Origin of the sequence: Xenorhabdus sp. PR6a (assembly GCF_028599065.1) — a bacterium.
In the GTDB taxonomy this organism is placed as follows: domain Bacteria; phylum Pseudomonadota; class Gammaproteobacteria; order Enterobacterales; family Enterobacteriaceae; genus Xenorhabdus; species Xenorhabdus doucetiae.
On record NZ_JAQRFJ010000053.1, the window covers coordinates 1 to 24,936 of the forward strand.

Consider the following 24,936-nt stretch of genomic DNA (forward strand, 5'->3'; position numbering starts at 1 on the left):
TGCCAGAAGGCGTAGAGATGGTGATGCCAGGTGACAACATCAACATGGTCGTTAACCTGATTGCCCCAATCGCCATGGACGAAGGTCTGCGTTTCGCAATCCGTGAAGGCGGCCGTACTGTAGGTGCGGGTGTTGTTGCTAAAGTTATTGCTTAGTTTTTGATTATTAAAATATTATGAGAAAAGAAGAGCCTTGACTCCTCTTTTCTATTTTAAAGCCACCGATTACAGTGGCTTTTTTGTTATTCAATAAAATAAAAACAATAATTGAAATGAGATTTATTTCTATTTACTATTCTAGGATATCGTTTATTTTATAAGTGTGAACAATTTTGGGTATGGGAGTTTTATCCGACCTGAATAGCCATCAAGAGTGTAAATAGTCAGAAGAGTGCTTCTATGTATGTTTGTCTCTGCAATGCAATAAGCGATAAAACCATACGTAATGCTGTGCATCAGCAACATATTCGTTCTATCAGAGAGTTAAGGAACTTTGTTCCTGTAGGAAACGACTGTGGAAAATGCATACGTCAAGCACGTGAAATAATGAATGAGGAGATTGCTCAGCTACCTCCAATAAATAATGTTGCCTAAAATAAATACAATTTTCTTGCAATTACTCTGCTAAATTAGTACTACACTGTAGTGACTGGAAGCGGAGGAATTTACTATGAAAGGTGATAAAAAAATAATTGCACATTTGAATAAACTTCTTGGTAATGAGCTTGTCGCCATCAATCAATATTTCTTGCATGCCCGAATGTTTAAAAACTGGGGATTGATGCGCCTAAATGAAGTCGAGTATCACGAATCCATTGATGAGATGAAGCATGCGGATAAGTTTATCGAGCGCATTCTTTTTCTGGAAGGGGTGCCAAATTTACAAGACTTAGGCAAACTTAATATCGGAGAAGATGTAGAAGAAATGCTGAGATCTGATCTGGAATTAGAATTATGTGGTACAAAAGATCTCAGAGAAGCAATCGCATATGCTGATTCAGTTCATGATTATGTCAGTAGAGACTTGATGATAGAGGTACTTTCTGATGAAGAAAATCATATCGATTGGTTGGAAACTCAACTTGAACTGATAACTAGAATTGGAATACAGAATTATATTCAATCTCAGCTTAGCGAAGAAGAATAGCTATAATTTTGTCGCCCTATAATTTGATGTATATAGGGCGCTTTCTTTCCATTTCCCTTTCTTCTATGTACTTTTTTGCATAGATTTCGCTCTTAATCTTGCTTTGTGGGTAAATTCACGTATAATGCGCGAGCTTACCTACACAGAGTAGGTCTGATTTATGATCAGTAATGAGTGGTGAATTACCACCATTTAAAATACTCCCGATATGGGGGTTATACATAGAACGATTACACTCCCCTATCAATCGAAATGGGTGCGAGGAGTAATCATTTACGTTTATAAAATAGTTGGAGCTCTGGTCTCATGCAGAACCAAAGAATCCGTATCCGCCTGAAAGCATTTGATCATCGTTTGATCGATCAATCAACTGCGGAAATCGTAGAGACTGCGAAACGCACTGGTGCGCAAGTTCGTGGTCCGATCCCGCTGCCGACTCGTAAAGAGCGTTTTACCGTTCTGATTTCTCCGCACGTAAACAAAGACGCGCGTGATCAGTACGAAATTCGCACTCACAAACGTCTGGTTGACATCGTTGAGCCAACCGAGAAAACCGTTGATGCTCTGATGCGTCTGGATCTGGCTGCCGGTGTAGACGTGCAGATCAGCCTGGGTTAATCAGGTCATTGAACGATTGAGAGGTTGAAACAATGATTGGTTTAGTCGGTAAAAAAGTGGGTATGACTCGCATCTTCACGGAAGATGGTGTTTCAATCCCTGTAACTGTTATCGAAATCGAAAATAACCGTGTAACTCAAGTTAAAAGCAAAGAGACTGACGGTTATCGTGCAATTCAGGTAACGACTGGTAGCAAAAAAGCCAGCCGCGTTAATAAACCTGAAGCAGGTCATTTCGCTAAAGCTGGCGTAGAAGCTGGCCGCATCCTGCGTGAATTCCGTTTGTCAGAAAACGATGCAGAATTCACTGTAGGTCAAAGCATTAGTGTTGAAATTTTCGCTGACGTTAAAAAAGTCGACGTTACTGGTACATCTAAAGGTAAAGGTTTCGCGGGTACTGTTAAACGCTGGAACTTCCGTACTCAGGATGCTACCCATGGTAACTCCTTGTCTCACCGTGTTCCGGGTTCTATCGGTCAGAACCAGACTCCGGGCAAGGTGTTCAAAGGCAAGAAAATGGCAGGCCAACTGGGTAATGAGCGTGTAACTGTTCAGAGCCTAGATGTAGTACGTGTTGACGCTGAGCGTAACCTGCTGCTGGTCAAAGGTGCTGTTCCAGGTGCAACGAACAGTAACCTGATCGTAAAACCGGCTGTCAAGGCGTAACGTCGAGGAGATAGGAATGGAATTGGTAATGAAAGACGCGCAAAGCGCGCTGACTGTTTCCGAAACTACCTTCGGGCGTGATTTCAATGAAGCGCTTGTGCATCAAGTAGTTGTTGCGTATGCAGCTGGTGCTCGTCAAGGTACTCGTGCTCAGAAAACTCGTGCTGAAGTTTCTGGTTCAGGTAAAAAACCATGGCGTCAAAAAGGTACTGGCCGTGCGCGTTCTGGTTCTATTAAGAGTCCAATTTGGCGCTCTGGTGGTGTAACTTTTGCAGCGAAACCACAGGACCACAGTCAAAAAGTTAATAAAAAGATGTACCGTGGTGCTCTGAAAAGCATCCTGTCTGAACTGGTACGTCAAGATCGTCTGATCGTTGTCGAGAAGTTCTCTGTTGAAGCACCTAAAACTAAGTTGCTGGTACAGAAACTGAAAGAAATGGCTCTGGAAGACGTACTGATCGTCACTGGCGAAGTTGATGAGAACCTGTTCTTAGCAGCTCGTAACCTGTACAAGGTTGACGTTCGTGATGCAGCTGGTATCGATCCAGTAAGCCTGATCGCCTTCGACAAAGTGGTTATGACTGCTGAAGCTGTGAAGCAAGTTGAGGAGATGCTGGCATGATCCGTGAAGAACGTCTGCTGAAAGTACTGCGCGCGCCGCACGTATCTGAAAAAGCTTCTACAGCGATGGAAAAAAACAACACCATCGTTCTCAAAGTTGCGAAAGACGCGACTAAAGCAGAGATCAAGGCTGCCGTACAGAAACTGTTCGAAGTTGAAGTTGAGGGTGTAAACACTTTGCTGGTTAAAGGTAAAGTTAAACGCCACGGTCAGCGTATTGGTCGTCGTAGCGACTGGAAAAAAGCTTACGTCACCCTGAAAGAAGGCCAGAATTTGGACTTCGTTGGCGGCGCTGAGTAAGTCGGAGGAGTAAAGAACAATGGCAATTGTTAAATGTAAACCTACGTCTCCGGGCCGTCGCCACGTTGTTAAAGTGGTTAACCCTGAGCTGCATAAGGGTAAGCCTTATGCTCCGTTGTTGGAAAAAAACAGCAAAACTGGTGGTCGTAACAACAATGGTCGTATTACCACTCGTCACATCGGTGGCGGCCATAAGCAGCACTATCGTCTGGTTGACTTCAAACGTAATAAAGATGGTATCCCTGCTGTTGTTGAACGTCTGGAATATGATCCAAACCGTTCAGCGAACATCGCACTGGTTCTGTACAAAGACGGTGAGCGTCGTTACATCCTTGCGCCTAAAGGCCTGAAAGCGGGTGATCAAATCCAGTCTGGTGCTGATTCAGCAATCAAGACCGGTAACACTCTGCCAATGCGTAATATCCCGGTTGGTTCTACTGTTCACAACATAGAAATGAAACCAGGTAAAGGCGGCCAGCTGGCTCGTTCAGCAGGTGCTTATGCTCAGATCGTTGCACGTGACGGTTCTTATGTAACCCTGCGTCTGCGCTCTGGTGAAATGCGTAAAGTACTGTCTGACTGCCGTGCTACTTTAGGTGAAGTTGGTAACGCAGAACACATGCTGCGCGTTCTGGGTAAAGCTGGTGCAAGCCGCTGGCGTGGTATCCGTCCTACCGTTCGTGGTACGGCGATGAACCCAGTAGACCACCCACATGGTGGTGGTGAAGGTCGTAACTTTGGTAAACATCCTGTAACTCCATGGGGCGTTCAGACCAAAGGTAAGAAGACCCGTAGCAACAAACGTACTGATCAATATATCGTACGTCGTCGTTCTAAAAAATAATTAGAGGATAAACCATGCCACGTTCTCTCAAGAAAGGTCCATTTATTGACCTGCACTTGCTGAAGAAGGTAGAGAAAGCGGTGGAAAGCGGAGACAAAAAGCCTATTAAGACTTGGTCCCGTCGTTCAACGATCTTTCCTAACATGATCGGTTTGACCATCGCTGTCCATAATGGTCGTCAGCATGTTCCAGTTTTTGTTTCCGACGAAATGGTTGGTCACAAACTGGGTGAATTCGCGCCGACCCGTACTTATCGCGGCCATGCGGCCGATAAAAAGGCCAAAAAGCGCTAAGGTAGGAGGAAGAGATGGAAACTATCGCTAAACATCGCCACGCTCGTTCTTCTGCTCAGAAGGTTCGCCTTGTGGCTGACCTGATCCGCGGTAAGAAAGTGTCGCAAGCTCTGGAAACTCTGACCTACACCAACAAGAAAGCTGCTGGTTTAGTGAAGAAAGTACTTGAGTCTGCTATTGCTAACGCAGAACACAACGATGGCGCTGACATCGATGATCTGAAAGTCACGAAAATTTTCGTAGACGAAGGCCCAACTATGAAGCGTATTATGCCTCGTGCCAAAGGCCGCGCAGATCGTATCTTGAAGCGCACCAGCCACATCACTGTGGTTGTGTCCGATCGCTGAGACTCTGGAGACTAGCAATGGGTCAGAAAGTACATCCTAATGGTATTCGTCTGGGGATTGTCAAACCTTGGAACTCTACCTGGTATGCGAATACCAAAGAATTCGCTGACAACCTGGACAGCGACTTTAAAGTTCGCCAGTACTTGAACAAAGAACTGGTTAAAGCATCTATTTCACGTATTGTTATCGAACGTCCTGCGAAAAGCATCCGTGTGACTATTCACACTGCTCGCCCAGGCATTGTAATCGGTAAAAAAGGTGAAGACGTTGAAAAACTGCGTAAGGCTGTAGCGGATATCGCTGGCGTTCCTGCGCAGATTAATATTGCCGAAGTGCGTAAACCTGAACTGGACGCAAAACTGGTTGCTGACAGCATCAGCTCACAGCTGGAACGTCGTGTTATGTTCCGCCGTGCGATGAAACGTGCTGTACAGAACGCTATGCGTCTGGGCGCTAAAGGTATCAAAGTGGAAGTCAGCGGCCGTCTGGGCGGTGCTGAAATCGCGCGTACTGAGTGGTATCGTGAAGGTCGTGTACCTCTGCATACTCTGCGTGCGGACATCGACTACAATACTTCTGAAGCGCACACCACTTATGGTGTAATCGGCGTTAAGGTATGGATCTTCAAAGGTGAGATCCTGGGTGGTATGGCTGCAGTTGAACAGGCGGAAAAACCGGCTGCTCAACCTAAAAAGCAGCAGCGTAAAGGCCGCAAGTAAGGAGAGTCGCTGATGTTACAACCAAAGCGTACGAAATTCCGTAAAGTGCACAAAGGCCGCAACCGTGGTCTGGCTGCAGGTGCGGATGTTAGCTTCGGCACTTTCGGTCTGAAAGCTGTGGGCCGTGGTCGTCTGACTGCGCGTCAGATTGAAGCGGCACGTCGTGCTATGACCCGTGCAATTAAGCGTCAAGGTAAAATCTGGATCCGTGTGTTCCCAGACAAACCTATCACCGAAAAGCCACTCGAAGTGCGTATGGGTAAAGGTAAAGGTAACGTAGAATATTGGGTTGCCTTGATCCAGCCCGGTAAAGTCCTGTATGAAATGGACGGTGTGCCTGAAGAGCTGGCTCGTGAAGCATTCAAGCTGGCAGCAGCGAAACTGCCTATCAAAACCACCTTTGTAACTAAGACGGTGATGTAATGAAAGCACAAGAGCTGCGCGAAAAAAGCGTTGAAGAGCTGAACACTGAGCTGCTGAACCTGTTACGTGAACAATTCAATTTGCGTATGCAGGCGGCAAGTGGCCAGCTGCAACAGTCTCACCTGTTGAAACAAGTGCGTCGTAATATTGCACGCGTTAAGACTTTACTGACTGAGAAGGCGGGTGCGTAATGACCGATAAAATCCGTACTCTGCAAGGTCGTGTTATTAGCGACAAAATGGAAAAATCCATTGTTGTTGCTATTGAGCGTAAGGTGAAACACCCATTGTATGGTAAGTTCATCAAACGTACGACTAAACTGCACGTACATGACGAGAACAATGAATGTGGAATTGGTGATGTAGTGGAAATCCGCGAAACCCGTCCACTGTCTAAGACTAAATCTTGGGCTTTAGTTCGCGTTGTAGAAAAAGCGGTTCTATAATAGATCGCTTATCGTACGAAATAAACGGCCCAAAAAATAACGGGGCCGTTTATTTTTCTGTCCATCGCGAAGATGTGGTGTTATAATGCCGCGCCCTCGTAGTATGGGATATTGAAACGGCCTCTTTAAAAATAAAGTGGCTCAGTAGTAGTTGACATTTAGCGGAGCACTAAAATGATCCAAGAACAGACTATGCTGAACGTGGCCGACAACTCCGGTGCACGTCGCGTAATGTGTATCAAGGTTCTAGGTGGCTCGCACCGTCGCTACGCACATGTCGGTGACATTATCAAAATCACTATCAAGGAAGCAATTCCTCGTGGCAAAGTGAAAAAAGGTGATGTCCTGAAAGCGGTAGTGGTGCGCACCAAGAAGGGTGTTCGTCGCCCGGACGGTTCTGTCATTCGCTTCGATAGCAACGCTTGTGTATTGTTGAACAACAATAGTGAGCAAGTTATCGGTACGCGTATTTTTGGGCCGGTAACTCGTGAACTTCGTAATGAAAAGTTCATGAAAATTATCTCTCTGGCACCTGAAGTACTCTAAGGAGCAGGAAATGGCAGCGAAAATCCGTCGTGATGACGAAATTATCGTGCTGACCGGTAAAGACAAAGGTAAGCGCGGTAAAGTAAAACAGGTTCTTTCTTCTGGTAAAGTCATCGTTGAAGGCATCAACCTGGTTAAAAAACATCAGAAGCCAGTTCCGGCTCTGAACCAACCAGGTGGCATCGTTGAAAAAGAAGCAGCTATCAATGTTTCTAACGTTGCAATCTTCAACGCAGCAACCGGCAAGGCTGACCGTGTAGGTTTTAGATTCGAAGACGGCAAAAAAGTACGTTTCTTCAAATCTAACAACGAAACTATCAAGTAATTTGGAGTATACGATGGCGAAACTGCATGATTACTACAAAGACGAGGTAGTCCAGAAACTGATGACTCAGTTCGGTTACCATTCTGTCATGCAAGTCCCTCGGGTCGAGAAGATCACCCTGAACATGGGTGTTGGTGAAGCGATCGCTGACAAAAAACTGCTGGATAACGCAGCAGCTGACTTGGCAGCAATCTCTGGTCAGAAGCCATTGATCACCAAAGCACGCAAATCAGTTGCAGGCTTCAAAATCCGTCAGGGCTATCCAATCGGCTGTAAAGTAACCCTGCGTGGAAAACGCATGTGGGAGTTCTTTGAGCGCCTGATTTCTATTGCTGTACCACGTATCCGTGACTTCCGTGGTTTGTCCGCTAAATCATTCGATGGTCGTGGTAACTACAGCATGGGTGTTCGTGAGCAAATCATCTTCCCTGAAATCGATTACGATAAAGTGGATCGTGTACGTGGTTTGGATATTACTATCACCACGACTGCGAAATCTGATGATGAAGGCCGCGCACTGTTGGCTGCGTTTAACTTCCCGTTCCGCAAGTAAGGCAGGGTACTCATGGCTAAGCAATCAATGAAAGCACGTGATGTAAAACGTGCGAAATTAGCTGAGAAATTCTTCGCAAAACGCGTTGAACTGAAAGCGATCATCTCTGATGTAAACGCATCTGATGAAGACCGTTGGAATGCTGTTCTTAAGCTGCAAACACTGCCACGTGATTCCAGTCCTTGCCGTCAGCGTAACCGCTGCCGTCAAACTGGGCGTCCGCATGCATTTTTGCGGAAGTTTGGGTTGAGCCGTATTAAAGTCCGTGAAGCCGCTATGCGCGGTGAAATCCCGGGCCTTAAAAAGGCTAGCTGGTAATTGTCACCAATTGAATCACGGGAGTAAAGACAGATGAGCATGCAAGATCCGATCGCGGATATGCTGACCCGTATCCGTAACGGTCAGGCCGCGAATAAAGTTGCGGTCACCATGCCTTCCTCCAAGCTGAAAGTGGCAATTGCCAAGGTGCTGAAGGAAGAAGGTTACATTGAAGATTTTAAAATCGAAGGCGACACTAAGCCAGAACTGGAAATTACTCTGAAGTATTTCCAAGGTAAGGCTGTTGTAGAAAGTATTCAGCGTGTAAGCCGCCCAAGTCTGCGCATCTATAAGAAAAAAGATGAGCTGCCACAAGTTATGGCTGGTTTGGGAATCGCTGTTGTTTCTACCTCTAAAGGTGTAATGACTGATCGTGCAGCTCGCCAGGCTGGTCTGGGTGGCGAAATTCTCTGCTACGTAGCTTAATTCGGGAGGAAAGAATGTCTCGTGTTGCAAAGGCACCCGTCGTCATTCCTGCCGGCGTAGAGGTTAAACTCGACGGTCAGGTTATTTCGATTAAGGGTAAAAACGGCGAGCTAAGTCGTACAATCCACAACGCAGTTGAAGTTAATCATGCGGATAATCAACTGACTTTCGCTCCACGCGAAGGTTTTGCTGACGCTTGGGCGCAAGCAGGTACAACTCGTTCTCTGCTGAATGCAATGGTTATCGGTGTTAACGAAGGTTTCACTAAGAAACTTCAGCTGGTTGGCGTTGGTTACCGTGCAGCAGTTAAAGGCAATGCAGTTAGTTTGTCTTTAGGCTTCTCGCATCCGGTTGAACATCAGCTGCCAGCAGGCATAACTGCGGAATGCCCATCACAAACTGAAATCGTACTGAAAGGTGCGGATAAGCAGGTGATTGGTCAGGTTGCGGCAGATCTGCGTGCCTATCGTCGTCCTGAGCCATATAAAGGCAAGGGTGTTCGTTACGCCGATGAAATCGTGCGTACCAAAGAGGCTAAGAAGAAGTAAGGTAACACTATGGATAAGAAAGCAGCTCGTATCCGTCGTGCGACCCGCGCACGCCGCAAGCTCCAGGAACTGGGTGCAACTCGCCTGGTGGTACACCGTACCCCTCGCCATATTTATGCGCAGGTTATCGCACCAAATGGTTCTGAAACTCTGGTGGCCGCTTCTACAACAGAAAAAGCTATCAGTGAACAACTGAAATTTACTGGAAACAAAGAAGCCGCAGCATTAGTTGGTAAGATTGTTGCTGAACGTGCTCTGGAAAAAGGCATCAAAGATGTATCTTTTGACCGTTCTGGTTTCCAATATCATGGTAGAGTCCAGGCACTGGCAGATGCTGCCCGTGAAGCTGGCCTTCAGTTCTAAGGTAGAGGTGTAAGATGGCTCACATCGAAAAACAAGCTGGCGAACTGCAGGAAAAGCTGATCGCGGTAAACCGCGTATCTAAAACCGTTAAAGGTGGCCGCATTTTCAGCTTTACAGCACTGACTGTAGTTGGTGATGGTAATGGTCGCGTTGGTTTTGGTTACGGCAAAGCACGCGAAGTTCCGGCAGCGATCCAGAAAGCGATGGAAAAAGCACGTCGCAATATGAAAACCGTCGCACTTAACAGCGGCACTCTGTACCACCCAGTGAAAGGTTCACACACCGGTTCTCGCGTGTTCATGCAGCCTGCTCACGAAGGTACAGGTATCATCGCTGGTGGTGCGATGCGTGCTGTTCTGGAAGTGGCTGGAGTTCGTAACGTACTGGCTAAAACCTACGGTTCCACTAACCCGATCAACGTGGTTCGTGCAACACTGGACGCTTTAGACAGCATGAAGTCTCCAGAAATGGTCGCAGCTAAGCGTGGCAAATCCGTCGAAGAAATTCTGGGGTAATGACCATGGCTAAGACTATTAAAATTACTCAGGTTCGCAGTTCAATTGGTCGTTTGCCTAAACATAAGGCAACTCTGACTGGTTTAGGTCTGCGTCGCATTGGGCATACTGTTGAACGTGAAGATACACCAGCGATTCGCGGTATGGTCAACTTGGTTTCCTATATGGTTAAAGTTGAGGAGTAACAGATGCGCTTAAATACTCTGTCTCCGGCTGAAGGTGCCAAGCATGGACCTAAACGTGTAGGTCGTGGTATCGGTTCTGGTTTGGGTAAAACCGGCGGTCGTGGTCACAAAGGTCAGAAATCTCGTTCTGGCGGTGGCGTTCGTCGTGGTTTTGAAGGCGGCCAGATGCCTTTATATCGTCGTTTACCAAAATTTGGTTTCACTTCTCGTAAGGCAATGGTTACCGCAGAAATTCGTCTGTCTGACTTTGCCCGCGTTGAAGGCGATGTTATCGATCTGAATGCACTGAAAGCTGCTAACATTATTGGCCCTCAAATTGAATTCGCTAAAGTAATGCTTTCTGGCGAAGTCAATCGCGCAGTAACTGTGCGTGGCTTGCGTGTTACTAAAGGCGCCCGTGCTGCAATTGAAGCTGCTGGCGGTAAAATTGAGGAATAAGTAACAGATGGCTAAACAACCAGGATTAGATTTTCAAAGTGCCAAAGGCGGATTAGGCGAGTTAAAACGCAGACTTTTGTTTGTCATTGGAGCTCTAATTGTTTTCCGTATTGGCTCTTTTATTCCAATCCCTGGTATTGATGCCGCTGTGCTTGCCAAATTGCTCGAGCAGCAAAGAGGCACCATCATTGAAATGTTTAACATGTTCTCTGGTGGTGCTTTAAGCCGTGCTTCTATCTTTGCGCTGGGTATAATGCCGTATATTTCTGCATCTATTATTATCCAGTTGCTGACTGTGGTTAACCCCCGTTTAGCAGAGATTAAGAAGGAAGGGGAAGCTGGTCGTCGTAAGATCAGTCAGTACACCCGTTATGGCACATTAGTGCTGGCGATATTCCAATCAATCGGTATTGCAACTGGGTTGCCGAATATGCCTGGGATGCAAGGGTTAGTTATTAATCCTGGTCTTGCATTCTATTTCACGGCTGTTGTAAGTCTGGTCACGGGAACCATGTTCTTGATGTGGCTGGGTGAGCAGATTACTGAACGAGGTATCGGTAACGGTATTTCAATCATAATCTTTGCTGGTATCGTTGCAGGTCTACCGCCTGCAATTGGTCACACCATCGAGCAAGCTCGGCAAGGCGACCTGCACTTCCTCCTGTTGCTGTTGGTTGCAGTATTAGTGTTTGCCGTAACTTTCTTCGTTGTTTTCATGGAGCGTGGTCAACGTCGTATCGTTGTGAACTATGCGAAACGTCAGCAAGGTCGTAAAGTTTTCGCGGCACAAAGTACACATTTGCCGTTGAAAGTGAATATGGCAGGGGTTATCCCTGCGATCTTTGCTTCCAGTATTATTTTGTTCCCTGGTACCATAGCCTCTTGGTTTGGTGGTGGAACAGGCTGGAATTGGTTGACAACTATTTCTATGTATTTGCAACCAGGTCAACCGCTTTATGTGTTATTATACGCATCTGCAATCATCTTCTTCTGTTTCTTCTATACGGCTTTGGTTTTCAATCCAAGAGAAACAGCAGATAACCTGAAGAAGTCCGGTGCATTCGTACCAGGAATTCGTCCGGGAGAGCAAACGGCTAAGTATATTGATAAAGTAATGACTCGTCTAACCTTAGTTGGTGCGTTATATATTACTTTTATCTGCTTAATCCCGGAGTTCATGCGTGATGCAATGAAAGTTCCATTCTATTTTGGTGGTACTTCCCTACTGATTGTAGTTGTCGTCATCATGGACTTTATGGCTCAAGTGCAAACTCTGATGATGTCGAGTCAGTATGAGTCTGCATTGAAGAAGGCAAACCTGAAAGGATATAACCGCTAATTGGTTTGCTTGAGAAGTTACGGAGAGTAAAAATGAAAGTTCGTGCTTCCGTCAAGAAATTATGCCGCAATTGCAAAATCGTTAAACGTAACGGTATCGTTCGTGTGATTTGCAATGCAGAGCCTAAGCACAAACAGCGCCAAGGCTAATTAATCGCATATTTTTCTTGCAAAGTTGGGTTGAGCTGGCTAAATTAGCCAGCCAATCTTTTTTATCTGACAGCAACATTATTTGAGTATCCTGAAAACGGGCTTTTCAGAATGGTGTTGCAGTGAATAAATATTGTAGGAGTGCATAGTGGCCCGTATAGCAGGCATTAACATTCCTGATCAGAAACATACTGTGATCGCATTAACTTCGATCTACGGTATCGGTAAAACCCGCTCACAAGCAATCTGTGCAGCAGCGGGCATTGCTGAAAATGTTAAGATCAGTGAGCTGTCTGAAGAGCAAATTGACAAGCTGCGTGACGAAGTTGCCAAATACGTTGTAGAAGGTGATCTGCGTCGTGAAGTAACCCTGAGTATCAAACGTCTGATGGACCTTGGTTGCTATCGTGGTTTGCGTCATCGTCGTGGTCTGCCTGTTCGCGGTCAGCGTACTAAGACCAATGCACGTACCCGTAAGGGTCCGCGTAAGCCGATCAAGAAATAATCGGGGTATTGAATAATGGCAAAAGCACCTGTTCGTGCACGTAAGCGTGTAAGAAAACAAGTCTCTGACGGTGTGGCTCATATCCATGCTTCTTTCAACAACACCATCGTTACTATTACTGATCGTCAGGGTAACGCATTGGGTTGGGCAACTGCCGGTGGTTCCGGTTTCCGTGGTTCTCGTAAGTCTACTCCGTTCGCAGCTCAGGTTGCAGCAGAGCGCTGCGCTGAAGCAGTAAAAGAATACGGAATCAAGAATCTGGAAGTTATGGTTAAAGGACCTGGTCCTGGCCGTGAGTCAACTATCCGCGCATTAAACGCGGCTGGTTTCCGCATCACTAATATTACTGATGTGACTCCGATCCCTCATAACGGTTGTCGTCCACCGAAAAAACGTCGCGTTTAATGCGTCTTCGTTTTTAGGATTGTTGGAGAAAGAAAATGGCAAGATATTTGGGTCCTAAGCTCAAGCTGAGCCGTCGCGAGGGTACAGACCTTTTCCTGAAGTCTGGCGTTCGCGCGATTGACACCAAGTGTAAATTAGAACAAGCACCAGGCCAGCATGGCGCACGTAAGCCGCGTCTGTCTGACTATGGTGTACAGTTACGTGAAAAACAAAAAGTTCGCCGTATTTACGGTGTCCTGGAACGTCAATTCCGTAACTACTATAAAGAAGCGACTCGTCTGAAAGGCAACACAGGTGAAAACCTGCTGAACTTGCTGGAAGGTCGTTTGGATAACGTCGTTTATCGTATGGGTTTTGGCGCGACTCGCGCTGAAGCACGTCAAATGGTAAGCCACAAGGCTATCACGGTAAATGGTCGCGTTGTTAACATTGCTTCTTATCAGGTATCCCCGAATGACGTAGTCAGCGTTCGTGAAAAAGCGAAGAAGCAGGCTCGCATTAAAGCAGCCTTAGAGCTGGCTGAGCAGCGTGAGAAACCAACTTGGTTGGAAGTTGATGCTGCGAAGATGGAAGGTGTGTTCAAGCGTATTCCTGAACGTACTGATCTATCCGCTGACATTAACGAACACCTGATCGTCGAGCTTTACTCCAAGTAAAGCTTAGCACCAAAGAGAGGACACAATGCAGGGTTCTGTGACAGAGTTTCTAAAACCGCGCCTGGTAGATATCGAGCAAGTCAGTTCGACGCACGCCAAGGTGACCCTTGAGCCATTAGAGCGTGGCTTTGGCCATACTCTTGGCAACGCACTGCGCCGTATTCTGCTTTCGTCTATGCCGGGTTGTGCGGTGACTGAGGTTGAGATTGATGGTGTACTGCATGAGTACAGCACCAAAGAAGGTGTACAGGAAGATATCCTGGAGATTCTCCTCAATCTGAAAGGGCTGGCGGTGAAAGTTCAGGGTAAAGATGAAGTTATCCTTACTTTGAATAAATCTGGCATTGGCCCTGTGACTGCAGCCGACATCATCCATGATGGTGATGTCGAAATCGTCAAGCCGCAGCACGTAATCTGCCATCTGACTGACGAAAGCGCGTCCATTAGTATGCGTATTAAAGTTCAGCGCGGTCGTGGATATGTGCCGGCTTCTGCCCGAATTCATTCGGAAGAAGATGAGCGCCCTATCGGTCGTTTGTTAGTAGATGCTTGCTATAGCCCAGTAGAGCGTATCGCCTACAATGTTGAAGCAGCTCGTGTAGAACAGCGTACTGACCTGGATAAGCTGGTTATCGAGATGGAAACTAACGGTACAATCGATCCTGAAGAGGCGATTCGCCGTGCAGCTACCATTCTGGCTGAACAACTAGAAGCTTTCGTTGACTTACGTGACGTACGTCAACCAGAAGTTAAAGAAGAGAAGCCAGAGTTTGATCCGATCCTGCTGCGCCCTGTTGACGATCTGGAATTGACTGTCCGCTCTGCTAACTGCCTTAAAGCAGAAGCTATCCACTACATCGGTGATCTGGTACAGCGTACTGAAGTTGAGTTACTTAAGACACCTAACTTGGGTAAAAAGTCTCTTACTGAGATTAAAGACGTACTGGCTTCACGTGGACTTTCTCTGGGCATGCGTCTGGAAAACTGGCCACCAGCAAGTATTGCTGATGAATAACTCGATCACAGGTTAAGGTTTTACTGAGAAGGATAAGGTCATGCGCCATCGTAAGAGTGGTCGTCAATTGAACCGCAACAGCAGCCATCGCCAAGCTATGTTCCGTAACATGGCAGGTTCTTTGGTTCGTCATGAAATCATCAAGACGACTCTGCCTAAAGCGAAAGAACTGCGTCGCGTCGTTGAGCCGCTGATTACTCTTGCCAAGACCGACAGCGTAGCTAATCGTCGTCTGGCATTCGCCCGTACTCGTGATAACGAGATCGTGGCAAAACTGTTTAATGAACTGGGCCCGCGTTTTGCGAGCCGTGCAGGTGGTTACACTCGTATTCTGAAGTGTGGCTTCCGTACTGGTGACAATGCACCGATGGCATACATCGAGCTTGTTGACCGTGCAGCAGAGTCTCAGACAGAAGCAGCATCTGCCGAGTAATCTGTAGGAGCGTAAAAAACCGGGTATTATCCCGGTTTTTTATTGCCTTATAATTTTAATCCTCTAATCTCCTTATACTTATCAATGAATCTGCAAATTTCCCCTGTGCAGGTGATCTCTTAACCTATTCTGGTAGTATTGTACTTATTGACTACTTGATAGGAGAATTCCATGTATCGTATCGGTCAATTGGCTAAATTAGCAGGTGTGACACCTGACACTATCCGCTTTTATGAAAAACAGGGATTGATGTTCCATGGAGAAAGAACGGAGGGTGGTTATAGACTCTATACTGAACAGGATTTACAGCGGTTGCGTTTTATTCGTTATGCAAAACAATTAGGTTTTACACTGGAAGCTATTGTTGAACTATTATCTATTCGAGTTGATCCTGAGCACCACACATGTCGGGAATCAAAACATATTGTTGATTCTAGATTACGGGAAGTTGAAGGGAAATTATTAGAAATGCAGAAAATGCGTGATTCTTTGAAAATGTTGAGTGATGCTTGTTGTGGTAGTATGCACGTCAGTACATATTGTTCTATATTGGAAATTTTAGAAGAAGGTGCGACAAATAGATAATTTTCTTTATTATTCCAAGTGCTAAGAGTACAATCGCACTGTTTTTAATCAGAAAATTACTTTATCAATTAACTTAGAGGTCATTATGACAACATATCGCCATAAAAAAGGCGTTATCAAAGATAATGCTATAGAAGCCCTATTACACGATCCCTTGTTCAGACAGAGAGTAGAAAAAAATAAAAAAGGTAAAGGAAGTTATAATCGTAAAGAAAAACAGGGTAAGAAGTGTGGTTGGGAGGCCAATGATAATAATTTTTTCAAGTTGTTATCATTGGCCTTCTAGTTTTTTAAGTGGACAATATCAATCTCACAGAGTCCGGGCTGATGTTTTTATAGGAAGAAAGGACTAGGCTGGAAAAGTTTTTCCACTTCAGGAACGAATTTTTTGTCAGTAATAAACATGATTACATGATCGCCTTGTTGAATGATACTGTAATCATTAGCAATAATGACTTCTTCATTGCGGACAATGGCACCTATTGTTGTTCCTGGTGGTAATTTGATATCACCTATCTTACGCCCAACAACTTTTGAAGTATGTTCATCGCCATGCGCTATAGCTTCGATAGCTTCAGCAACTCCTCTTCTTAATGAGAACACACTGACAATATCTGCTTTACGGACCTGACCAAGCAACGCCGATACTGTTGCTTGTTGAGGTGAGATTGCAATATCGATGACCCCACCTTGGACTAAATCAACATATGCACTGCGTTGAATAAGAACCATTGCTTTTTTGGCCCCCATTCGTTTTGCAAGCATAGCTGACATAATATTGGCTTCATCATCATTCGTTAGCGCTATAAAAACGTCAACCTGCTCAATGTGTTCTTCAGCTAGCAACTCTTGGTCGGAAGCATCACCATAGAACACAATGGCATCGTGCAATAGTTCAGCTAATTCAGTGGCTCTTTCTTGGTTATGTTCGATTAATTTGACGCTGTAATCTTTCTCGAGTCGCAAGGCTAAACCTGCGCCAACATTACCCCCCCCAACAATCATGATGCGTTTATAGGGTTTTTCAAGGCGTTGTAATTCGCTCATTACCGCTCTGATATGTTGTGATGCAGCAACGAAAAAGACTTCATCTCCAGCTTCAATAATTGTTGAACCTTGTGGTCTAATGGGGCGATCCTGACGAAATATTGCAGCAACTTTGCTATCAATATGTGGCATATGCTCTCGGAGTGAGGATAAGGCATTGCCTACCAGTGAACCACCATAATAAGCCTTAACCGCGACAATACTGACACGCCCCTCAGCAAAATTAACAACTTGTAATGCTCCTGGATATTGAATCAATTTATAGATGTAATCAATGACTAGTTGCTCGGGAGATATGAGATAATCAATAGGAATATCATCAGGTTGGAATAATTTTTCTGATTCTCGTATATATTCTGATGAACGTATCCTAGCGACTTTATTAGGCGTGTTAAATAGAGAATAAGCAATTTGGCATGCTATCATATTGGTTTCATCTGAATTTGTAACTGCGACCAACATATCTGCATCTTCAGCTCCGGCTTCCCTCAATATCTTAGGGTGGGAACCATGGCCATTGACTACTCGGAGATCAAATTTGTCTTGTAACTGGCGTAGACGATCTGTATCGGTATCAACGACAGTAATATCATTGTTTTCATCAACCAAATTCTCGGCTAATGTCCCGCCAACCTGGCCAGCACCCAGAATGATTATCTTCATAGCATTCTCTTCTTGATTAGAAGCCGTCTTCTATTCTTGCTATTTTAGCAAAACCATAAAGTTCTCTCGTTCTATTGGAACGAGAGAACGTATCATTGTTTAGTTAGCCGGGCATAAAAGAAACCATCACCACCCGCAACTTCTGGAATAATCTGCGTTCCGGGCATATCTGAATTACCTGTTTTTGATAACACTGCATCAGGATGACGGGTCAAAAATGCTTTTATTTGCTCACTATTTTCTTGAGGCAAAATTGAACAGGTAGCATAAACCAGTGTGCCATTTCGTTTTAAGTAGGGCCAGATAGCATCAAGGATTTCAGATTGTAATGTAACTAATTGATCAATATCTTCATTCCTGCGTAGCCATTTTATATCAGGGTGACGGCGAATGACCCCTGTGGCAGAACATGGCGCATCAAGAAGAATACGATCAAATTGTTTATCAGCAGCCCACTCGTGTGGGAGGCGCCCATCGCCTGTTTTGACGACAGCATGTAAATTAAGCCGTTGTAAATTCTCTTTCACTCGTTTAATTCGTTGTTCATCAATATCGATAGCGAGAACTTGAGATTTTGGTGCTATTTCGAGGATATGAGTCGTTTTTCCACCAGGTGCGGCGCAAAGATCCAGTATAGACTCCCCGTCACATGGGCTTAAGAGTTCAGCACATCCTTGCGCAGAGCGATCCTGAATAGTGACCCACCCTTGGCTAAATCCAGGTAGTGCATTGACAGGGCAGGGACTCAGAAGACGAATAGCACAAGAATGGCTGCTATCCAATTCTGCTTCTATGTTAGCTTCTTCTAATAATGCAAGATATTCGTTAGCTGTATGATGGAGTTGGTTAACTCGCAACCACATAGGTGGCTTTTGGTTGTTGGCATCTATTATAGTTTGCCAATTCTGTGGATAGGCTTTTTGGATGCGTTCTAGCAACCATTTGGGATGTAAGTGCTGACTAATATGATTATTTGCTTGTTCAATTAATGCTTGTTGTTGGCGCTGAAACTGGCGAAGAACACCGTTAATTACGCCTTTCAACTGAGGTCGTTTTAAGTTAGTTGCACCATTGACGGTTTCGGCAAGTGCAGCATGTGCAGGTATACGTGTGTATATCAGTTGATATATACCAACCATGATTAGATAGTGGAAAATACGTTGCTTTCCTTTCAATGGCTTTGCCATTAGCTGACTGATGAGCCACTCAAGTTGAGGTAATACTCTCATCACACCGAAACAGATCTCTTGCAGCAACGCCTTATCTTTATCAGAAACTTTTTGTTGGAGTTCGGGTATAACGGTGTTGAGGGATTGCCCTTGCTCAAGCACTTGAGTGATTGCTTTTGCAGCGATGCTTCTCAGGTTATATGTATTTTTCATGGTACGGTCAAAAAAGCTGACTTTCGTCAGCATGGTAAATAGGAAGAAGCCAGGATGCTAAAAACATTCAGGCAAAGTTAATATCAGTTGAGTTTGCTACCAGGGGTAAACCATTCACGCTTGGAGTTTAAGAGATCAGCGGCCGACATTGCTTTCTTGCCAGGTGGTTGCAACTGAGTAATATTTAATATCCCCTCTGTAGTTGCAATTTGAATACCTTTTTTATCTGCACTGATAATTGTTCCGGGAGCTTGGATTGATTGCTCTATGATGACTTCTGCTTGCCAGATCTTGACTGGTTGATCATCAATTAAGAAGAAGCTCATAGGCCAAGGGTTGAAAGCACGAACACAACGCTCAATTTGGGTAGCAGGTAAATTCCAATCGACCTTTGCTTCATCTTTACTTAGTTTTTCGGCGTAGGTTGCAAGTGCGTCTTCTTGAACTTCGGGCTGACATTTTCCCGACGTGATTAAACTTAAGGTGCTGAGTAAGGCTTCCGGGCCAATATCAGCAAGTTTTTCATATAAGCTGGCACTGGTATCTTCATTTGTAATTGGGCAAATAGCTTTCAGGAGTATATCACCCGTATCAAGCCCCGCATCCATCTGCATTATTGTTACACCAGTTTCTTGGTCACCGGCCCAAATTGAGCGCTGAATAGGTGCTGCACCACGCCAGCGAGGTAGCAAAGAACCGTGGACATTTAGGCATCCCAGACGAGGTATATCCAAAACGGCTTGAGGAAGAATTAATCCGTAAGCAACAACGATCATAATATCAGCTTGCTGCTCCATGACCCATTGCTGGCTTTCTTCTGTACGTAAGGTTTTTGGCTGGAAAACAGGGACATCATGTTCTTCAGCCAATACCTTTACAGGACTTGGTGTCAGTTTCTTACCTCTTCCTGCCGGTTTGTCTGGTCGAGTGAGCACTCCAACAACTTGATGTTGAGAGTTTAATAAAGCAGCCAGATGGCGAGCCGCGAAATCAGGCGTTCCGGCAAAAATAATACGTAAAGAATCAGACACTGTTATTTCCTGTGATAATAAAAAATTATTTGTTTTTGACTCTCAGTCGGTTAATTTTTTCAACTTTCTGACGGATGCGTTGGCGTTTCAATGGTGATAAATAATCAACAAAGAGTTTACCGATTAAGTGATCCATTTCATGCTGAATACAAATGGCCAGTAACCCGTCGGCATCCAATTCAAATGGTTGACCGTGATAATCTAACGCCTTAATTTTTACTTGCTCAAAACGAGGTACAAACCCACGTTGCTCAGGAACAGATAAACAACCTTCTTCTATTCCTGTTTCACCCGTTTCATCAATCAATTCAGGGTTAATCAGAACAAGGCGTTGATCACGATTCTCAGAGACGTCAATGACAATAATTCTCTGATGTATATCGACTTGTGTTGCCGCTAAACCGATACCTTCCTCGTCATACATCGTTTCAAACATATCATCAATGATACGCTGAATTTCTGCATCGACTTTTTCTACTGGCTTGGCAATTGTGCGAAGCCGCTCGTCTGGATAATGTAATACTTGTAAAACTGACATATATGTTTAGAACTGCATCCAAAAAGTGAGAGATAACTGGCGCCTATTCTAGACATTTCCTATTTAGATTGACAGTATTGAACATAAATTAATCATGAGAGGCTGGCTCTCAACTTCAAGTCAGGATGACGATATGGAAGCGATGGAAATGTGGTTAAGAATGAAAATGGTCTCTCATCTTTCAATAGCGAAGGCCATGCTTATTATGGATCGCCTGTTGCAAACCAAGAATTGTAGCATATCCTCTCTTAAAGCATGTGGCCTGTCATCCGCACAATGCTTGCAATTTATGAAGGCCAATTCTTCCGTTCTGATTTCAGCTCTCAATTGGTTAGATCATCCGGAACACCATTTGCTGACTTTTTCTCATCCCGCATATCCACCTTTATTAAAGCAAATACATTTTCCACCTCTTGTGCTTTTTGTTGTAGGCGATGTATCGGCCTTATCTCAAAAGCAGATTTCAATGGTTGGCAGTAGAGCAGCAACTTTTTATGGCGAAAAATGGGGAAAGGTATTTGCCAGTGATTTGGCTATAAATAATCTGGTGGTGACGAGTGGGCTGGCGATTGGTATTGATGGTATCTGCCATCAGGCAGCTTTGGATTCGGGAGGGAAAACAATAGCGGTACTGGGTAGTGGGCTAGATAATATCTACCCCAGCAGGCATAAATCTTTGGCCAGACATATCCAAGAAAACGGTGCATTAGTTTCCGAATTTTTTCCTGATGCCTCGCCTAAAGCCAAGCATTTTCCAAGGCGAAACCGAATTATTAGTGGGTTAAGTTTGGCTCTCCTCATCGTGGAAGCCCACAAAAATAGTGGATCACTGATTACAGCTCGCTGCGCTCTTGAACAAGGGCGGGACATTTTTGCATTACCTGGTCCATTGGGAACGCCTGCAAACGAAGGTAATCATTGGTTGATCAAACAAGGGGCTTATTTGGCAACGAATGTAATGGATATCATGGAGCATATTAGTTCGTCATTTCAATGGCTTAATGTCGAAGTGAAAGGTAAGGAAGAGGAAAATAAACAATTTGAACAAACAGAGTTGCCATTTGTGGATGTGCTGGTTAACGTAAGTAGTGAAGTTACACCTATTGATGTGATTGCCCAGCGCTCTTCCCTGCCTGTTACAGAAGTTATGACCAAATTATTGGAGTTGGAACTGATGGGGAAAGTTGCTGTTGTTGCTGGTGGGTATGTCCGAACTAATTAGCTAGTTAATTTGCGCTTTTTCCAATGTAATGGTGGCTGCCGGTATTCAGCGAGTGAGATATGTCTAAGAAAGAGCTTTTTGCCATAAAAGAAATGGAGCGTTGCCCTGAGTGTGATGCTGAATTGGTGATCCGTAATGGAGCTCATGGTCCATTTTATGCGTGTTCCAGTTATCCGTCTTGCCATTATCTTCGTCCTTTGAAAACACAAGTAGATGGACATGTTGTTAAAGAACTGGATGGGCAAATCTGTCCGAAATGTGGTTTCACTTTAGTCTTACGTCAAGGGCGTTATGGTATGTTCATTGGCTGTAGTCATTATCCTGAATGTGAACATACAGAATTAGTTGATAAACCAGACGATACATCAATTAATTGTCCCCAATGCCGACAAGGAAAATTACTCCAGCGTAAGTCTCGTTTTGGTAAAACATTCCATTCCTGTAGTCGCTATCCAGAGTGCCAGTTTGCACTTAACAATAAGCCTATCTCAGGAGAATGCATGTTTTGTCACTATCCATTGTTAATAGAAAAGCGCACTTCCCAGGGCGTAAAATTATTTTGTGCCAGCAAATTGTGTAGCAAGCAGCAAGCTAATGAAATTGAGAAATGAAATGAGTCACGAAATATCATCGGTATTTGATGTGGTTATCACAGCTTTAAGCGAAGAAAAAGTTATTGCTTATCCGACTGAAGCTGTTTTTGGATTAGGATGTGATCCTGATAGTGAAAATGCAGCACAAGAGCTATTAGCGTTGAAGAACAGGTCTTGGGAAAAAGGGTTAATTCTTATCGCTGATAATTATGAGAGGTTATGTCCTTATATTGATGATGAACAACTAAGTGATATCCAGAAAGAAACCATATTCTCATCTTGGCCTGGTCCCGTTACGTGGGTAATACCAGCAAAAGCCGCTACACCAAAATGGTTGACTGGCAAGTTTTCAACATTGGCCGTTCGAGTCACAGATCATCCGTTGGTTAAGCAGCTATGTGCTATATATGAAAAACCACTTGTTTCGACCAGTGCGAATCTAAGTGGATTAGAACCCTGTCGTAATGTGGAAGAAGTGCGACAGCAATTTGGAAATCGTATCCCAATTTTAGAAGGAGAAGTTGGTGGGCGTAAGAATCCATCAGAAATCAGGGATGCTTTAACGGGCAAATTGTATCGGCAAGGATAGGTAATCATGGATAAGTTCGCGGTTTTTGGTAATCCAATCGCACATAGTAAATCTCCTTATATTCATCGATTGTTTGCTGAGCAAACAGGTATCGAACATCAATATGGGAGAGTACTTGCTCCAGTAGATAACTTTGAGCAAACCTTAGAGCATTTCTTTGAGCAGGGTGGCTTAGGGGCGAATATCACCGTTCCTTTTAAAGAGAGAGCCTATAAATGCTCAGATGAATTAACTGAACGGGCAAATATCTGCGGGGCAGTTAACACATTAAAACGGATAGAGGGAAACCGACTGCTTGGTGATAATACCGATGGAATGGGATTATTGGTGGACTTGCAGCGGCTCAAGTTCCTCTCTCAAGGGCAGAAAATTCTGATAATAGGGGCTGGTGGAGCTGCGAAAGGTGTATTATCTCCTTTTTTATCAATAGGTTGCTCAATCACTATTACTAACCGTACATTTGAACGTGCTCAGGCTATCGCAAATACATTTTCACTAGGCGATATTCGAGCCGTTGAAATGAGTGCTCTTGGTCTTATTACTCCAGACTTTGATATTATCATTAATGCAACAGCCGCGGGTCTTGATGGACAAATTCCGGCTATTTCTCCGTTGATTTTCCAAAATAATAGCGTGTGTTACGACATGTATTACCAGCGTGGATTAACTCCTTTCCTTACGTTTGCTCATCAAAATGGCGTTTCACGTTTGGCTGATGGTTTAGGAATGTTGGTGGGTCAAGCTGCATATGCTTTTGAGTTGTGGCATGGAGTATTCCCCGAAATAGAACCAGTTTTAACTGCCTTGAGACAGGAATTACACGCATGAACCAATCAATTCAATTTCCAGATCGTGAAGAGTGGGATGAGATAGAAAATAAGGTGATCTTCCCAGCAATGGTGGATGGTTTGTTGGTGGAATGTATGATCAGTTCTGATGAAATAATGGAGCGTTATGGTAAGGATCATCATCCACTCGATTTGTTTCGCCAACATCGCTGGGATTTGGAAGAAGAGTTTGAAACGGCTATTTTGAGTGGGCATGATGATCAATTTGGGCGCTACTGCTTGCTTTCAGATTGTGTTGATAAGTAGTTATCTTTCCAGCGAGCGTAATTATTAGCGGAATAAAGCAGCCCTTCCAACTCTTCAGGTGTGAGCTTTCTCACTTGTTTGGCAGGGCTACCGACGTACAGGTAGCCGCTTTCTAATTTTTTTCCTGGAGGGACTAGGCTACCGGCTCCAATCACAACATCGTCTTCAATAGTGACTCCATCAAGTAAGATGGACCCCATGCCAACTAAGACTCGATTTCCAATTTTACATCCATGCAGCATTGCCTTATGACCTACGGTGACATCTTCCCCAATGATTAGTGGGAAGCCATTTGGATTATCAGAAGATTTATGAGTCACATGTAAAACAGAACCATCTTGAATGTTTGTGCGTGAGCCAATTGAGACATAATTTACATCTCCCCGGATAACGACCAGGGGCCAAATGCTGACATTATCTGCCAATCTGACATCTCCAATTACAACAGAGGAGGGGTCTAAAAGAACTCTTTGACCAACTTGGGGATAGAAATTTAGATATTGGCGTAAAACAGTGGACATAAAAACCTCAAACAATAGAGCAGGTAGTAATTGTAGACACAATTATATAGGAATGTAATTGGGGAAAAACGCCATGCAAAGAAAGAAATCGCATTAATTTTAGTCTATTTGAATGGTTTTTATATCAAAAAGAGTAAAAAATACTCGCTTGAAAATAAAATACAAAAAAACTATTGTCACTTCCGTAAAACTCCCTATAATGCGCCACCACTGACCGACGCCAAGCTGAGAGCAGCCGCGAAGGAAAGCAGGAAGAAAGCGAAAATAAACGCTTGACTCCGGAGGCGAAAAGCGTAAGATACGCAGCCTCGCAACCCGGCACAAACACCCGGTTGCCAACGCTCTTTAACAAATTAATCAGACAATCTGTGTGGGCACTCGCAAGACACTATCCAATGCCGAAAGGCGGAAAATATTAAAAGTCTTGAAGAGTGAACAACAGTTAATTCATTACGAACTAACAGTTTAATTCTTTGAGCATCAAACACTTTGAATTGAAGAGTTTGATCATGGCTCAGATTGAACGCTGGC

General features: G+C 44.5%; 42 protein-coding genes and 1 pseudogene. 38 read left to right on the forward strand and 5 right to left on the reverse strand.

Going from position 1 to position 24,936, the window contains the following annotated elements; all coding sequences use genetic code 11:
• The 33 genes and pseudogenes from tuf to PSI15_RS13730 form a co-directional block, all read left to right on the forward strand.
• A pseudogene (gene tuf, locus PSI15_RS13570) lies at window positions 1-155 on the forward strand (elongation factor Tu); the annotation flags it as partial.
• 243 nt (window positions 156-398) lie between these two features.
• Window positions 399-593, forward strand: coding sequence for a bacterioferritin-associated ferredoxin (bfd, locus tag PSI15_RS13575; RefSeq protein ID WP_071827233.1), 195 nt, complete (start codon window positions 399-401; stop codon window positions 591-593).
• Window positions 594-669: 76 nt separating this feature from the next.
• Window positions 670-1,146, forward strand: a complete 477-nt coding sequence (gene bfr, locus PSI15_RS13580) for a bacterioferritin (RefSeq protein WP_273583986.1) — start codon at window positions 670-672, stop codon at window positions 1,144-1,146.
• 306 nt (window positions 1,147-1,452) lie between these two features.
• Complete coding sequence (rpsJ, locus tag PSI15_RS13585; protein WP_001181005.1) at window positions 1,453-1,764, forward strand: 30S ribosomal protein S10; 312 nt, start codon at window positions 1,453-1,455, stop codon at window positions 1,762-1,764.
• Window positions 1,765-1,796: 32 nt separating this feature from the next.
• Complete coding sequence (rplC, locus tag PSI15_RS13590; RefSeq protein ID WP_045968041.1) at window positions 1,797-2,429, forward strand: 50S ribosomal protein L3; 633 nt, start codon at window positions 1,797-1,799, stop codon at window positions 2,427-2,429.
• A 16-nt stretch (window positions 2,430-2,445) separates the two neighbouring features.
• Window positions 2,446-3,051 carry a 50S ribosomal protein L4 gene (rplD, locus tag PSI15_RS13595; protein WP_045968043.1) on the forward strand — a complete coding sequence of 202 codons (606 nt, stop codon included), beginning with the start codon at window positions 2,446-2,448 and terminating at the stop codon, window positions 3,049-3,051.
• Complete coding sequence (rplW, locus tag PSI15_RS13600) at window positions 3,048-3,350, forward strand: 50S ribosomal protein L23 (RefSeq protein ID WP_045968045.1); 303 nt, start codon at window positions 3,048-3,050, stop codon at window positions 3,348-3,350. Before rplD ends, rplW begins: the two co-directional genes overlap by 4 nt.
• 19 nt (window positions 3,351-3,369) lie before the next feature.
• Window positions 3,370-4,194 carry a 50S ribosomal protein L2 gene (gene rplB / locus PSI15_RS13605; RefSeq protein WP_273583987.1) on the forward strand — a complete coding sequence of 275 codons (825 nt, stop codon included), beginning with the start codon at window positions 3,370-3,372 and terminating at the stop codon, window positions 4,192-4,194.
• Window positions 4,195-4,208: 14 nt separating this feature from the next.
• Window positions 4,209-4,487: a 30S ribosomal protein S19 gene (gene rpsS / locus PSI15_RS13610; RefSeq protein WP_011148791.1), complete on the forward strand. Its 279-nt coding sequence runs from the start codon at window positions 4,209-4,211 to the stop codon at window positions 4,485-4,487.
• A 14-nt stretch (window positions 4,488-4,501) separates the two neighbouring features.
• The gene (gene rplV / locus PSI15_RS13615) at window positions 4,502-4,834 is read left to right on the forward strand and encodes a 50S ribosomal protein L22 (RefSeq protein WP_010847481.1); all 333 of its coding nucleotides are present in this window, start codon (window positions 4,502-4,504) and stop codon (window positions 4,832-4,834) included.
• Between the two features lie 17 nt (window positions 4,835-4,851).
• The gene (rpsC, locus tag PSI15_RS13620; protein WP_010847482.1) at window positions 4,852-5,553 is read left to right on the forward strand and encodes a 30S ribosomal protein S3; all 702 of its coding nucleotides are present in this window, start codon (window positions 4,852-4,854) and stop codon (window positions 5,551-5,553) included.
• A 12-nt stretch (window positions 5,554-5,565) separates the two neighbouring features.
• Window positions 5,566-5,976, forward strand: a complete 411-nt coding sequence (rplP, locus tag PSI15_RS13625) for a 50S ribosomal protein L16 (RefSeq protein WP_012990491.1) — start codon at window positions 5,566-5,568, stop codon at window positions 5,974-5,976.
• Window positions 5,976-6,167 carry a 50S ribosomal protein L29 gene (rpmC, locus tag PSI15_RS13630; RefSeq protein WP_010847484.1) on the forward strand — a complete coding sequence of 64 codons (192 nt, stop codon included), beginning with the start codon at window positions 5,976-5,978 and terminating at the stop codon, window positions 6,165-6,167. Before rplP ends, rpmC begins: the two co-directional genes overlap by 1 nt.
• Window positions 6,167-6,421, forward strand: a complete 255-nt coding sequence (rpsQ, locus tag PSI15_RS13635; RefSeq protein ID WP_273583988.1) for a 30S ribosomal protein S17 — start codon at window positions 6,167-6,169, stop codon at window positions 6,419-6,421. Before rpmC ends, rpsQ begins: the two co-directional genes overlap by 1 nt.
• 174 nt (window positions 6,422-6,595) lie before the next feature.
• Window positions 6,596-6,967: a 50S ribosomal protein L14 gene (gene rplN, locus PSI15_RS13640; protein ID WP_010847486.1), complete on the forward strand. Its 372-nt coding sequence runs from the start codon at window positions 6,596-6,598 to the stop codon at window positions 6,965-6,967.
• A 10-nt stretch (window positions 6,968-6,977) separates the two neighbouring features.
• Window positions 6,978-7,292 (forward strand): 50S ribosomal protein L24, encoded by a 315-nt coding sequence (gene rplX, locus PSI15_RS13645; protein WP_045968050.1) that lies wholly within the window; start codon window positions 6,978-6,980, stop codon window positions 7,290-7,292.
• A gap of 13 nt (window positions 7,293-7,305) precedes the next feature.
• Window positions 7,306-7,845 carry a 50S ribosomal protein L5 gene (gene rplE, locus PSI15_RS13650; RefSeq protein WP_045968052.1) on the forward strand — a complete coding sequence of 180 codons (540 nt, stop codon included), beginning with the start codon at window positions 7,306-7,308 and terminating at the stop codon, window positions 7,843-7,845.
• Window positions 7,846-7,857: 12 nt separating this feature from the next.
• Complete coding sequence (gene rpsN / locus PSI15_RS13655; protein WP_010847489.1) at window positions 7,858-8,163, forward strand: 30S ribosomal protein S14; 306 nt, start codon at window positions 7,858-7,860, stop codon at window positions 8,161-8,163.
• A 33-nt stretch (window positions 8,164-8,196) separates the two neighbouring features.
• Complete coding sequence (gene rpsH, locus PSI15_RS13660) at window positions 8,197-8,589, forward strand: 30S ribosomal protein S8 (protein WP_038240479.1); 393 nt, start codon at window positions 8,197-8,199, stop codon at window positions 8,587-8,589.
• Between the two features lie 14 nt (window positions 8,590-8,603).
• Window positions 8,604-9,137: a 50S ribosomal protein L6 gene (gene rplF, locus PSI15_RS13665; RefSeq protein ID WP_045968054.1), complete on the forward strand. Its 534-nt coding sequence runs from the start codon at window positions 8,604-8,606 to the stop codon at window positions 9,135-9,137.
• 9 nt (window positions 9,138-9,146) lie between these two features.
• The gene (rplR, locus tag PSI15_RS13670; protein ID WP_038240476.1) at window positions 9,147-9,500 is read left to right on the forward strand and encodes a 50S ribosomal protein L18; all 354 of its coding nucleotides are present in this window, start codon (window positions 9,147-9,149) and stop codon (window positions 9,498-9,500) included.
• A gap of 14 nt (window positions 9,501-9,514) precedes the next feature.
• Window positions 9,515-10,015 (forward strand): 30S ribosomal protein S5, encoded by a 501-nt coding sequence (gene rpsE, locus PSI15_RS13675; protein WP_045968057.1) that lies wholly within the window; start codon window positions 9,515-9,517, stop codon window positions 10,013-10,015.
• Between the two features lie 5 nt (window positions 10,016-10,020).
• Entirely contained in the window at window positions 10,021-10,200 is a 180-nt protein-coding gene (gene rpmD, locus PSI15_RS13680; protein WP_045968059.1) for a 50S ribosomal protein L30, read from the forward strand.
• A 3-nt stretch (window positions 10,201-10,203) separates the two neighbouring features.
• A complete protein-coding gene (gene rplO, locus PSI15_RS13685; protein ID WP_273583989.1) occupies window positions 10,204-10,638 on the forward strand; it encodes a 50S ribosomal protein L15 in 435 nt (144 codons plus the stop codon).
• A gap of 7 nt (window positions 10,639-10,645) precedes the next feature.
• Window positions 10,646-11,977: a preprotein translocase subunit SecY gene (secY, locus tag PSI15_RS13690; RefSeq protein ID WP_045968061.1), complete on the forward strand. Its 1,332-nt coding sequence runs from the start codon at window positions 10,646-10,648 to the stop codon at window positions 11,975-11,977.
• A gap of 32 nt (window positions 11,978-12,009) precedes the next feature.
• The gene (rpmJ, locus tag PSI15_RS13695; protein WP_045968063.1) at window positions 12,010-12,126 is read left to right on the forward strand and encodes a 50S ribosomal protein L36; all 117 of its coding nucleotides are present in this window, start codon (window positions 12,010-12,012) and stop codon (window positions 12,124-12,126) included.
• Between the two features lie 148 nt (window positions 12,127-12,274).
• A complete protein-coding gene (gene rpsM / locus PSI15_RS13700) occupies window positions 12,275-12,631 on the forward strand; it encodes a 30S ribosomal protein S13 (RefSeq protein WP_038240472.1) in 357 nt (118 codons plus the stop codon).
• 15 nt (window positions 12,632-12,646) lie between these two features.
• A complete protein-coding gene (gene rpsK, locus PSI15_RS13705; RefSeq protein ID WP_004388621.1) occupies window positions 12,647-13,036 on the forward strand; it encodes a 30S ribosomal protein S11 in 390 nt (129 codons plus the stop codon).
• Between the two features lie 35 nt (window positions 13,037-13,071).
• The gene (gene rpsD / locus PSI15_RS13710) at window positions 13,072-13,692 is read left to right on the forward strand and encodes a 30S ribosomal protein S4 (protein ID WP_045968066.1); all 621 of its coding nucleotides are present in this window, start codon (window positions 13,072-13,074) and stop codon (window positions 13,690-13,692) included.
• 25 nt (window positions 13,693-13,717) lie between these two features.
• The gene (locus PSI15_RS13715; RefSeq protein WP_038269634.1) at window positions 13,718-14,707 is read left to right on the forward strand and encodes a DNA-directed RNA polymerase subunit alpha; all 990 of its coding nucleotides are present in this window, start codon (window positions 13,718-13,720) and stop codon (window positions 14,705-14,707) included.
• Between the two features lie 40 nt (window positions 14,708-14,747).
• Window positions 14,748-15,140: a 50S ribosomal protein L17 gene (rplQ, locus tag PSI15_RS13720; RefSeq protein ID WP_045968068.1), complete on the forward strand. Its 393-nt coding sequence runs from the start codon at window positions 14,748-14,750 to the stop codon at window positions 15,138-15,140.
• Window positions 15,141-15,311: 171 nt separating this feature from the next.
• Complete coding sequence (gene zntR / locus PSI15_RS13725; protein WP_273583990.1) at window positions 15,312-15,725, forward strand: Zn(2+)-responsive transcriptional regulator; 414 nt, start codon at window positions 15,312-15,314, stop codon at window positions 15,723-15,725.
• Between the two features lie 85 nt (window positions 15,726-15,810).
• Window positions 15,811-16,011: an alternative ribosome-rescue factor A gene (locus tag PSI15_RS13730; protein ID WP_273583991.1), complete on the forward strand. Its 201-nt coding sequence runs from the start codon at window positions 15,811-15,813 to the stop codon at window positions 16,009-16,011.
• 47 nt (window positions 16,012-16,058) lie between these two features.
• On the opposite strand, the gene trkA is transcribed toward PSI15_RS13730, so the two are convergent.
• From trkA to def, 4 genes are all read right to left on the reverse strand, one after another.
• Entirely contained in the window at window positions 16,059-17,435 is a 1,377-nt protein-coding gene (trkA, locus tag PSI15_RS13735; RefSeq protein ID WP_273583992.1) for a Trk system potassium transporter TrkA, read from the reverse strand.
• Between the two features lie 92 nt (window positions 17,436-17,527).
• Entirely contained in the window at window positions 17,528-18,817 is a 1,290-nt protein-coding gene (gene rsmB, locus PSI15_RS13740; RefSeq protein ID WP_273583993.1) for a 16S rRNA (cytosine(967)-C(5))-methyltransferase RsmB, read from the reverse strand.
• Between the two features lie 83 nt (window positions 18,818-18,900).
• Complete coding sequence (gene fmt, locus PSI15_RS13745; protein WP_273583994.1) at window positions 18,901-19,848, reverse strand: methionyl-tRNA formyltransferase; 948 nt, start codon at window positions 19,846-19,848, stop codon at window positions 18,901-18,903.
• A 25-nt stretch (window positions 19,849-19,873) separates the two neighbouring features.
• Window positions 19,874-20,386, reverse strand: coding sequence for a peptide deformylase (def, locus tag PSI15_RS13750; protein WP_273583995.1), 513 nt, complete (start codon window positions 20,384-20,386; stop codon window positions 19,874-19,876).
• Between the two features lie 133 nt (window positions 20,387-20,519).
• Here def and dprA point away from each other — a divergent pair, with 133 nt between their 5' ends.
• The 5 genes from dprA to PSI15_RS13775 are packed head-to-tail and all read left to right on the forward strand — an operon-like array spanning window position 20,520 to window position 23,884.
• Window positions 20,520-21,608, forward strand: coding sequence for a DNA-protecting protein DprA (dprA, locus tag PSI15_RS13755; protein ID WP_273583996.1), 1,089 nt, complete (start codon window positions 20,520-20,522; stop codon window positions 21,606-21,608).
• 59 nt (window positions 21,609-21,667) lie between these two features.
• Complete coding sequence (locus PSI15_RS13760; protein WP_273583997.1) at window positions 21,668-22,219, forward strand: DNA topoisomerase family protein; 552 nt, start codon at window positions 21,668-21,670, stop codon at window positions 22,217-22,219.
• A gap of 1 nt (window position 22,220) precedes the next feature.
• Window positions 22,221-22,790, forward strand: coding sequence for an L-threonylcarbamoyladenylate synthase type 1 TsaC (gene tsaC / locus PSI15_RS13765; RefSeq protein WP_045968085.1), 570 nt, complete (start codon window positions 22,221-22,223; stop codon window positions 22,788-22,790).
• A 6-nt stretch (window positions 22,791-22,796) separates the two neighbouring features.
• Window positions 22,797-23,618: a shikimate dehydrogenase gene (gene aroE, locus PSI15_RS13770; protein ID WP_273583998.1), complete on the forward strand. Its 822-nt coding sequence runs from the start codon at window positions 22,797-22,799 to the stop codon at window positions 23,616-23,618.
• On the forward strand, window positions 23,615-23,884 hold the full coding sequence (locus PSI15_RS13775) for a DUF1488 domain-containing protein (protein ID WP_273583999.1): 270 nt from the start codon (window positions 23,615-23,617) through the stop codon (window positions 23,882-23,884). The genes aroE and PSI15_RS13775 overlap by 4 nt, the downstream gene beginning before the upstream one ends.
• Here the strand turns inward: PSI15_RS13775 and PSI15_RS13780 are convergent.
• Entirely contained in the window at window positions 23,851-24,405 is a 555-nt protein-coding gene (locus PSI15_RS13780; protein WP_273584000.1) for a gamma carbonic anhydrase family protein, read from the reverse strand. The two genes, PSI15_RS13775 and PSI15_RS13780, sit on opposite strands and share 34 nt — an antisense overlap.
• Between the last annotated feature and the right edge of the window lie 531 nt (window positions 24,406-24,936).

Excerpts from the sequence above, each read along its gene's own strand:
- zntR (WP_273583990.1), top strand. The coding sequence starts at position 15,312 with ATGTATCGTATCGGTCAATTGGCTAAATTAGCAGGTGTGACACCTGAC.
- rpsJ (WP_001181005.1), top strand. The coding sequence starts at position 1,453 with ATGCAGAACCAAAGAATCCGTATCCGCCTGAAAGCATTTGATCATCGT.
- bfd (WP_071827233.1), top strand. The coding sequence starts at position 399 with ATGTATGTTTGTCTCTGCAATGCAATAAGCGATAAAACCATACGTAAT.
- rsmB (WP_273583993.1), bottom strand. The coding sequence starts at position 18,817 with ATGAAAAATACATATAACCTGAGAAGCATCGCTGCAAAAGCAATCACT.
- rpmD (WP_045968059.1), top strand. The coding sequence starts at position 10,021 with ATGGCTAAGACTATTAAAATTACTCAGGTTCGCAGTTCAATTGGTCGT.
- rplO (WP_273583989.1), top strand. The coding sequence starts at position 10,204 with ATGCGCTTAAATACTCTGTCTCCGGCTGAAGGTGCCAAGCATGGACCT.
- rplC (WP_045968041.1), top strand. The coding sequence starts at position 1,797 with ATGATTGGTTTAGTCGGTAAAAAAGTGGGTATGACTCGCATCTTCACG.
- rpmC (WP_010847484.1), top strand. The coding sequence starts at position 5,976 with ATGAAAGCACAAGAGCTGCGCGAAAAAAGCGTTGAAGAGCTGAACACT.
- secY (WP_045968061.1), top strand. The coding sequence starts at position 10,646 with ATGGCTAAACAACCAGGATTAGATTTTCAAAGTGCCAAAGGCGGATTA.
- rpsH (WP_038240479.1), top strand. The coding sequence starts at position 8,197 with ATGAGCATGCAAGATCCGATCGCGGATATGCTGACCCGTATCCGTAAC.
- aroE (WP_273583998.1), top strand. The coding sequence starts at position 22,797 with ATGGATAAGTTCGCGGTTTTTGGTAATCCAATCGCACATAGTAAATCT.
- trkA (WP_273583992.1), bottom strand. The coding sequence starts at position 17,435 with ATGAAGATAATCATTCTGGGTGCTGGCCAGGTTGGCGGGACATTAGCC.
- rplR (WP_038240476.1), top strand. The coding sequence starts at position 9,147 with ATGGATAAGAAAGCAGCTCGTATCCGTCGTGCGACCCGCGCACGCCGC.
- rpsQ (WP_273583988.1), top strand. The coding sequence starts at position 6,167 with ATGACCGATAAAATCCGTACTCTGCAAGGTCGTGTTATTAGCGACAAA.
- rplX (WP_045968050.1), top strand. The coding sequence starts at position 6,978 with ATGGCAGCGAAAATCCGTCGTGATGACGAAATTATCGTGCTGACCGGT.
- dprA (WP_273583996.1), top strand. The coding sequence starts at position 20,520 with ATGGAAGCGATGGAAATGTGGTTAAGAATGAAAATGGTCTCTCATCTT.
- rpsE (WP_045968057.1), top strand. The coding sequence starts at position 9,515 with ATGGCTCACATCGAAAAACAAGCTGGCGAACTGCAGGAAAAGCTGATC.
- rplQ (WP_045968068.1), top strand. The coding sequence starts at position 14,748 with ATGCGCCATCGTAAGAGTGGTCGTCAATTGAACCGCAACAGCAGCCAT.
- PSI15_RS13780 (WP_273584000.1), bottom strand. The coding sequence starts at position 24,405 with ATGTCCACTGTTTTACGCCAATATCTAAATTTCTATCCCCAAGTTGGT.
- rpmJ (WP_045968063.1), top strand. The coding sequence starts at position 12,010 with ATGAAAGTTCGTGCTTCCGTCAAGAAATTATGCCGCAATTGCAAAATC.
- rpsD (WP_045968066.1), top strand. The coding sequence starts at position 13,072 with ATGGCAAGATATTTGGGTCCTAAGCTCAAGCTGAGCCGTCGCGAGGGT.
- bfr (WP_273583986.1), top strand. The coding sequence starts at position 670 with ATGAAAGGTGATAAAAAAATAATTGCACATTTGAATAAACTTCTTGGT.
- rplN (WP_010847486.1), top strand. The coding sequence starts at position 6,596 with ATGATCCAAGAACAGACTATGCTGAACGTGGCCGACAACTCCGGTGCA.
- rpsN (WP_010847489.1), top strand. The coding sequence starts at position 7,858 with ATGGCTAAGCAATCAATGAAAGCACGTGATGTAAAACGTGCGAAATTA.
- rplW (WP_045968045.1), top strand. The coding sequence starts at position 3,048 with ATGATCCGTGAAGAACGTCTGCTGAAAGTACTGCGCGCGCCGCACGTA.
- rplF (WP_045968054.1), top strand. The coding sequence starts at position 8,604 with ATGTCTCGTGTTGCAAAGGCACCCGTCGTCATTCCTGCCGGCGTAGAG.
- rplB (WP_273583987.1), top strand. The coding sequence starts at position 3,370 with ATGGCAATTGTTAAATGTAAACCTACGTCTCCGGGCCGTCGCCACGTT.
- PSI15_RS13760 (WP_273583997.1), top strand. The coding sequence starts at position 21,668 with ATGTCTAAGAAAGAGCTTTTTGCCATAAAAGAAATGGAGCGTTGCCCT.
- rplE (WP_045968052.1), top strand. The coding sequence starts at position 7,306 with ATGGCGAAACTGCATGATTACTACAAAGACGAGGTAGTCCAGAAACTG.
- PSI15_RS13730 (WP_273583991.1), top strand. The coding sequence starts at position 15,811 with ATGACAACATATCGCCATAAAAAAGGCGTTATCAAAGATAATGCTATA.
- rpsS (WP_011148791.1), top strand. The coding sequence starts at position 4,209 with ATGCCACGTTCTCTCAAGAAAGGTCCATTTATTGACCTGCACTTGCTG.
- PSI15_RS13715 (WP_038269634.1), top strand. The coding sequence starts at position 13,718 with ATGCAGGGTTCTGTGACAGAGTTTCTAAAACCGCGCCTGGTAGATATC.
- def (WP_273583995.1), bottom strand. The coding sequence starts at position 20,386 with ATGTCAGTTTTACAAGTATTACATTATCCAGACGAGCGGCTTCGCACA.
- PSI15_RS13775 (WP_273583999.1), top strand. The coding sequence starts at position 23,615 with ATGAACCAATCAATTCAATTTCCAGATCGTGAAGAGTGGGATGAGATA.
- rplV (WP_010847481.1), top strand. The coding sequence starts at position 4,502 with ATGGAAACTATCGCTAAACATCGCCACGCTCGTTCTTCTGCTCAGAAG.
- tsaC (WP_045968085.1), top strand. The coding sequence starts at position 22,221 with ATGAGTCACGAAATATCATCGGTATTTGATGTGGTTATCACAGCTTTA.
- rpsK (WP_004388621.1), top strand. The coding sequence starts at position 12,647 with ATGGCAAAAGCACCTGTTCGTGCACGTAAGCGTGTAAGAAAACAAGTC.
- rplD (WP_045968043.1), top strand. The coding sequence starts at position 2,446 with ATGGAATTGGTAATGAAAGACGCGCAAAGCGCGCTGACTGTTTCCGAA.
- rplP (WP_012990491.1), top strand. The coding sequence starts at position 5,566 with ATGTTACAACCAAAGCGTACGAAATTCCGTAAAGTGCACAAAGGCCGC.
- rpsC (WP_010847482.1), top strand. The coding sequence starts at position 4,852 with ATGGGTCAGAAAGTACATCCTAATGGTATTCGTCTGGGGATTGTCAAA.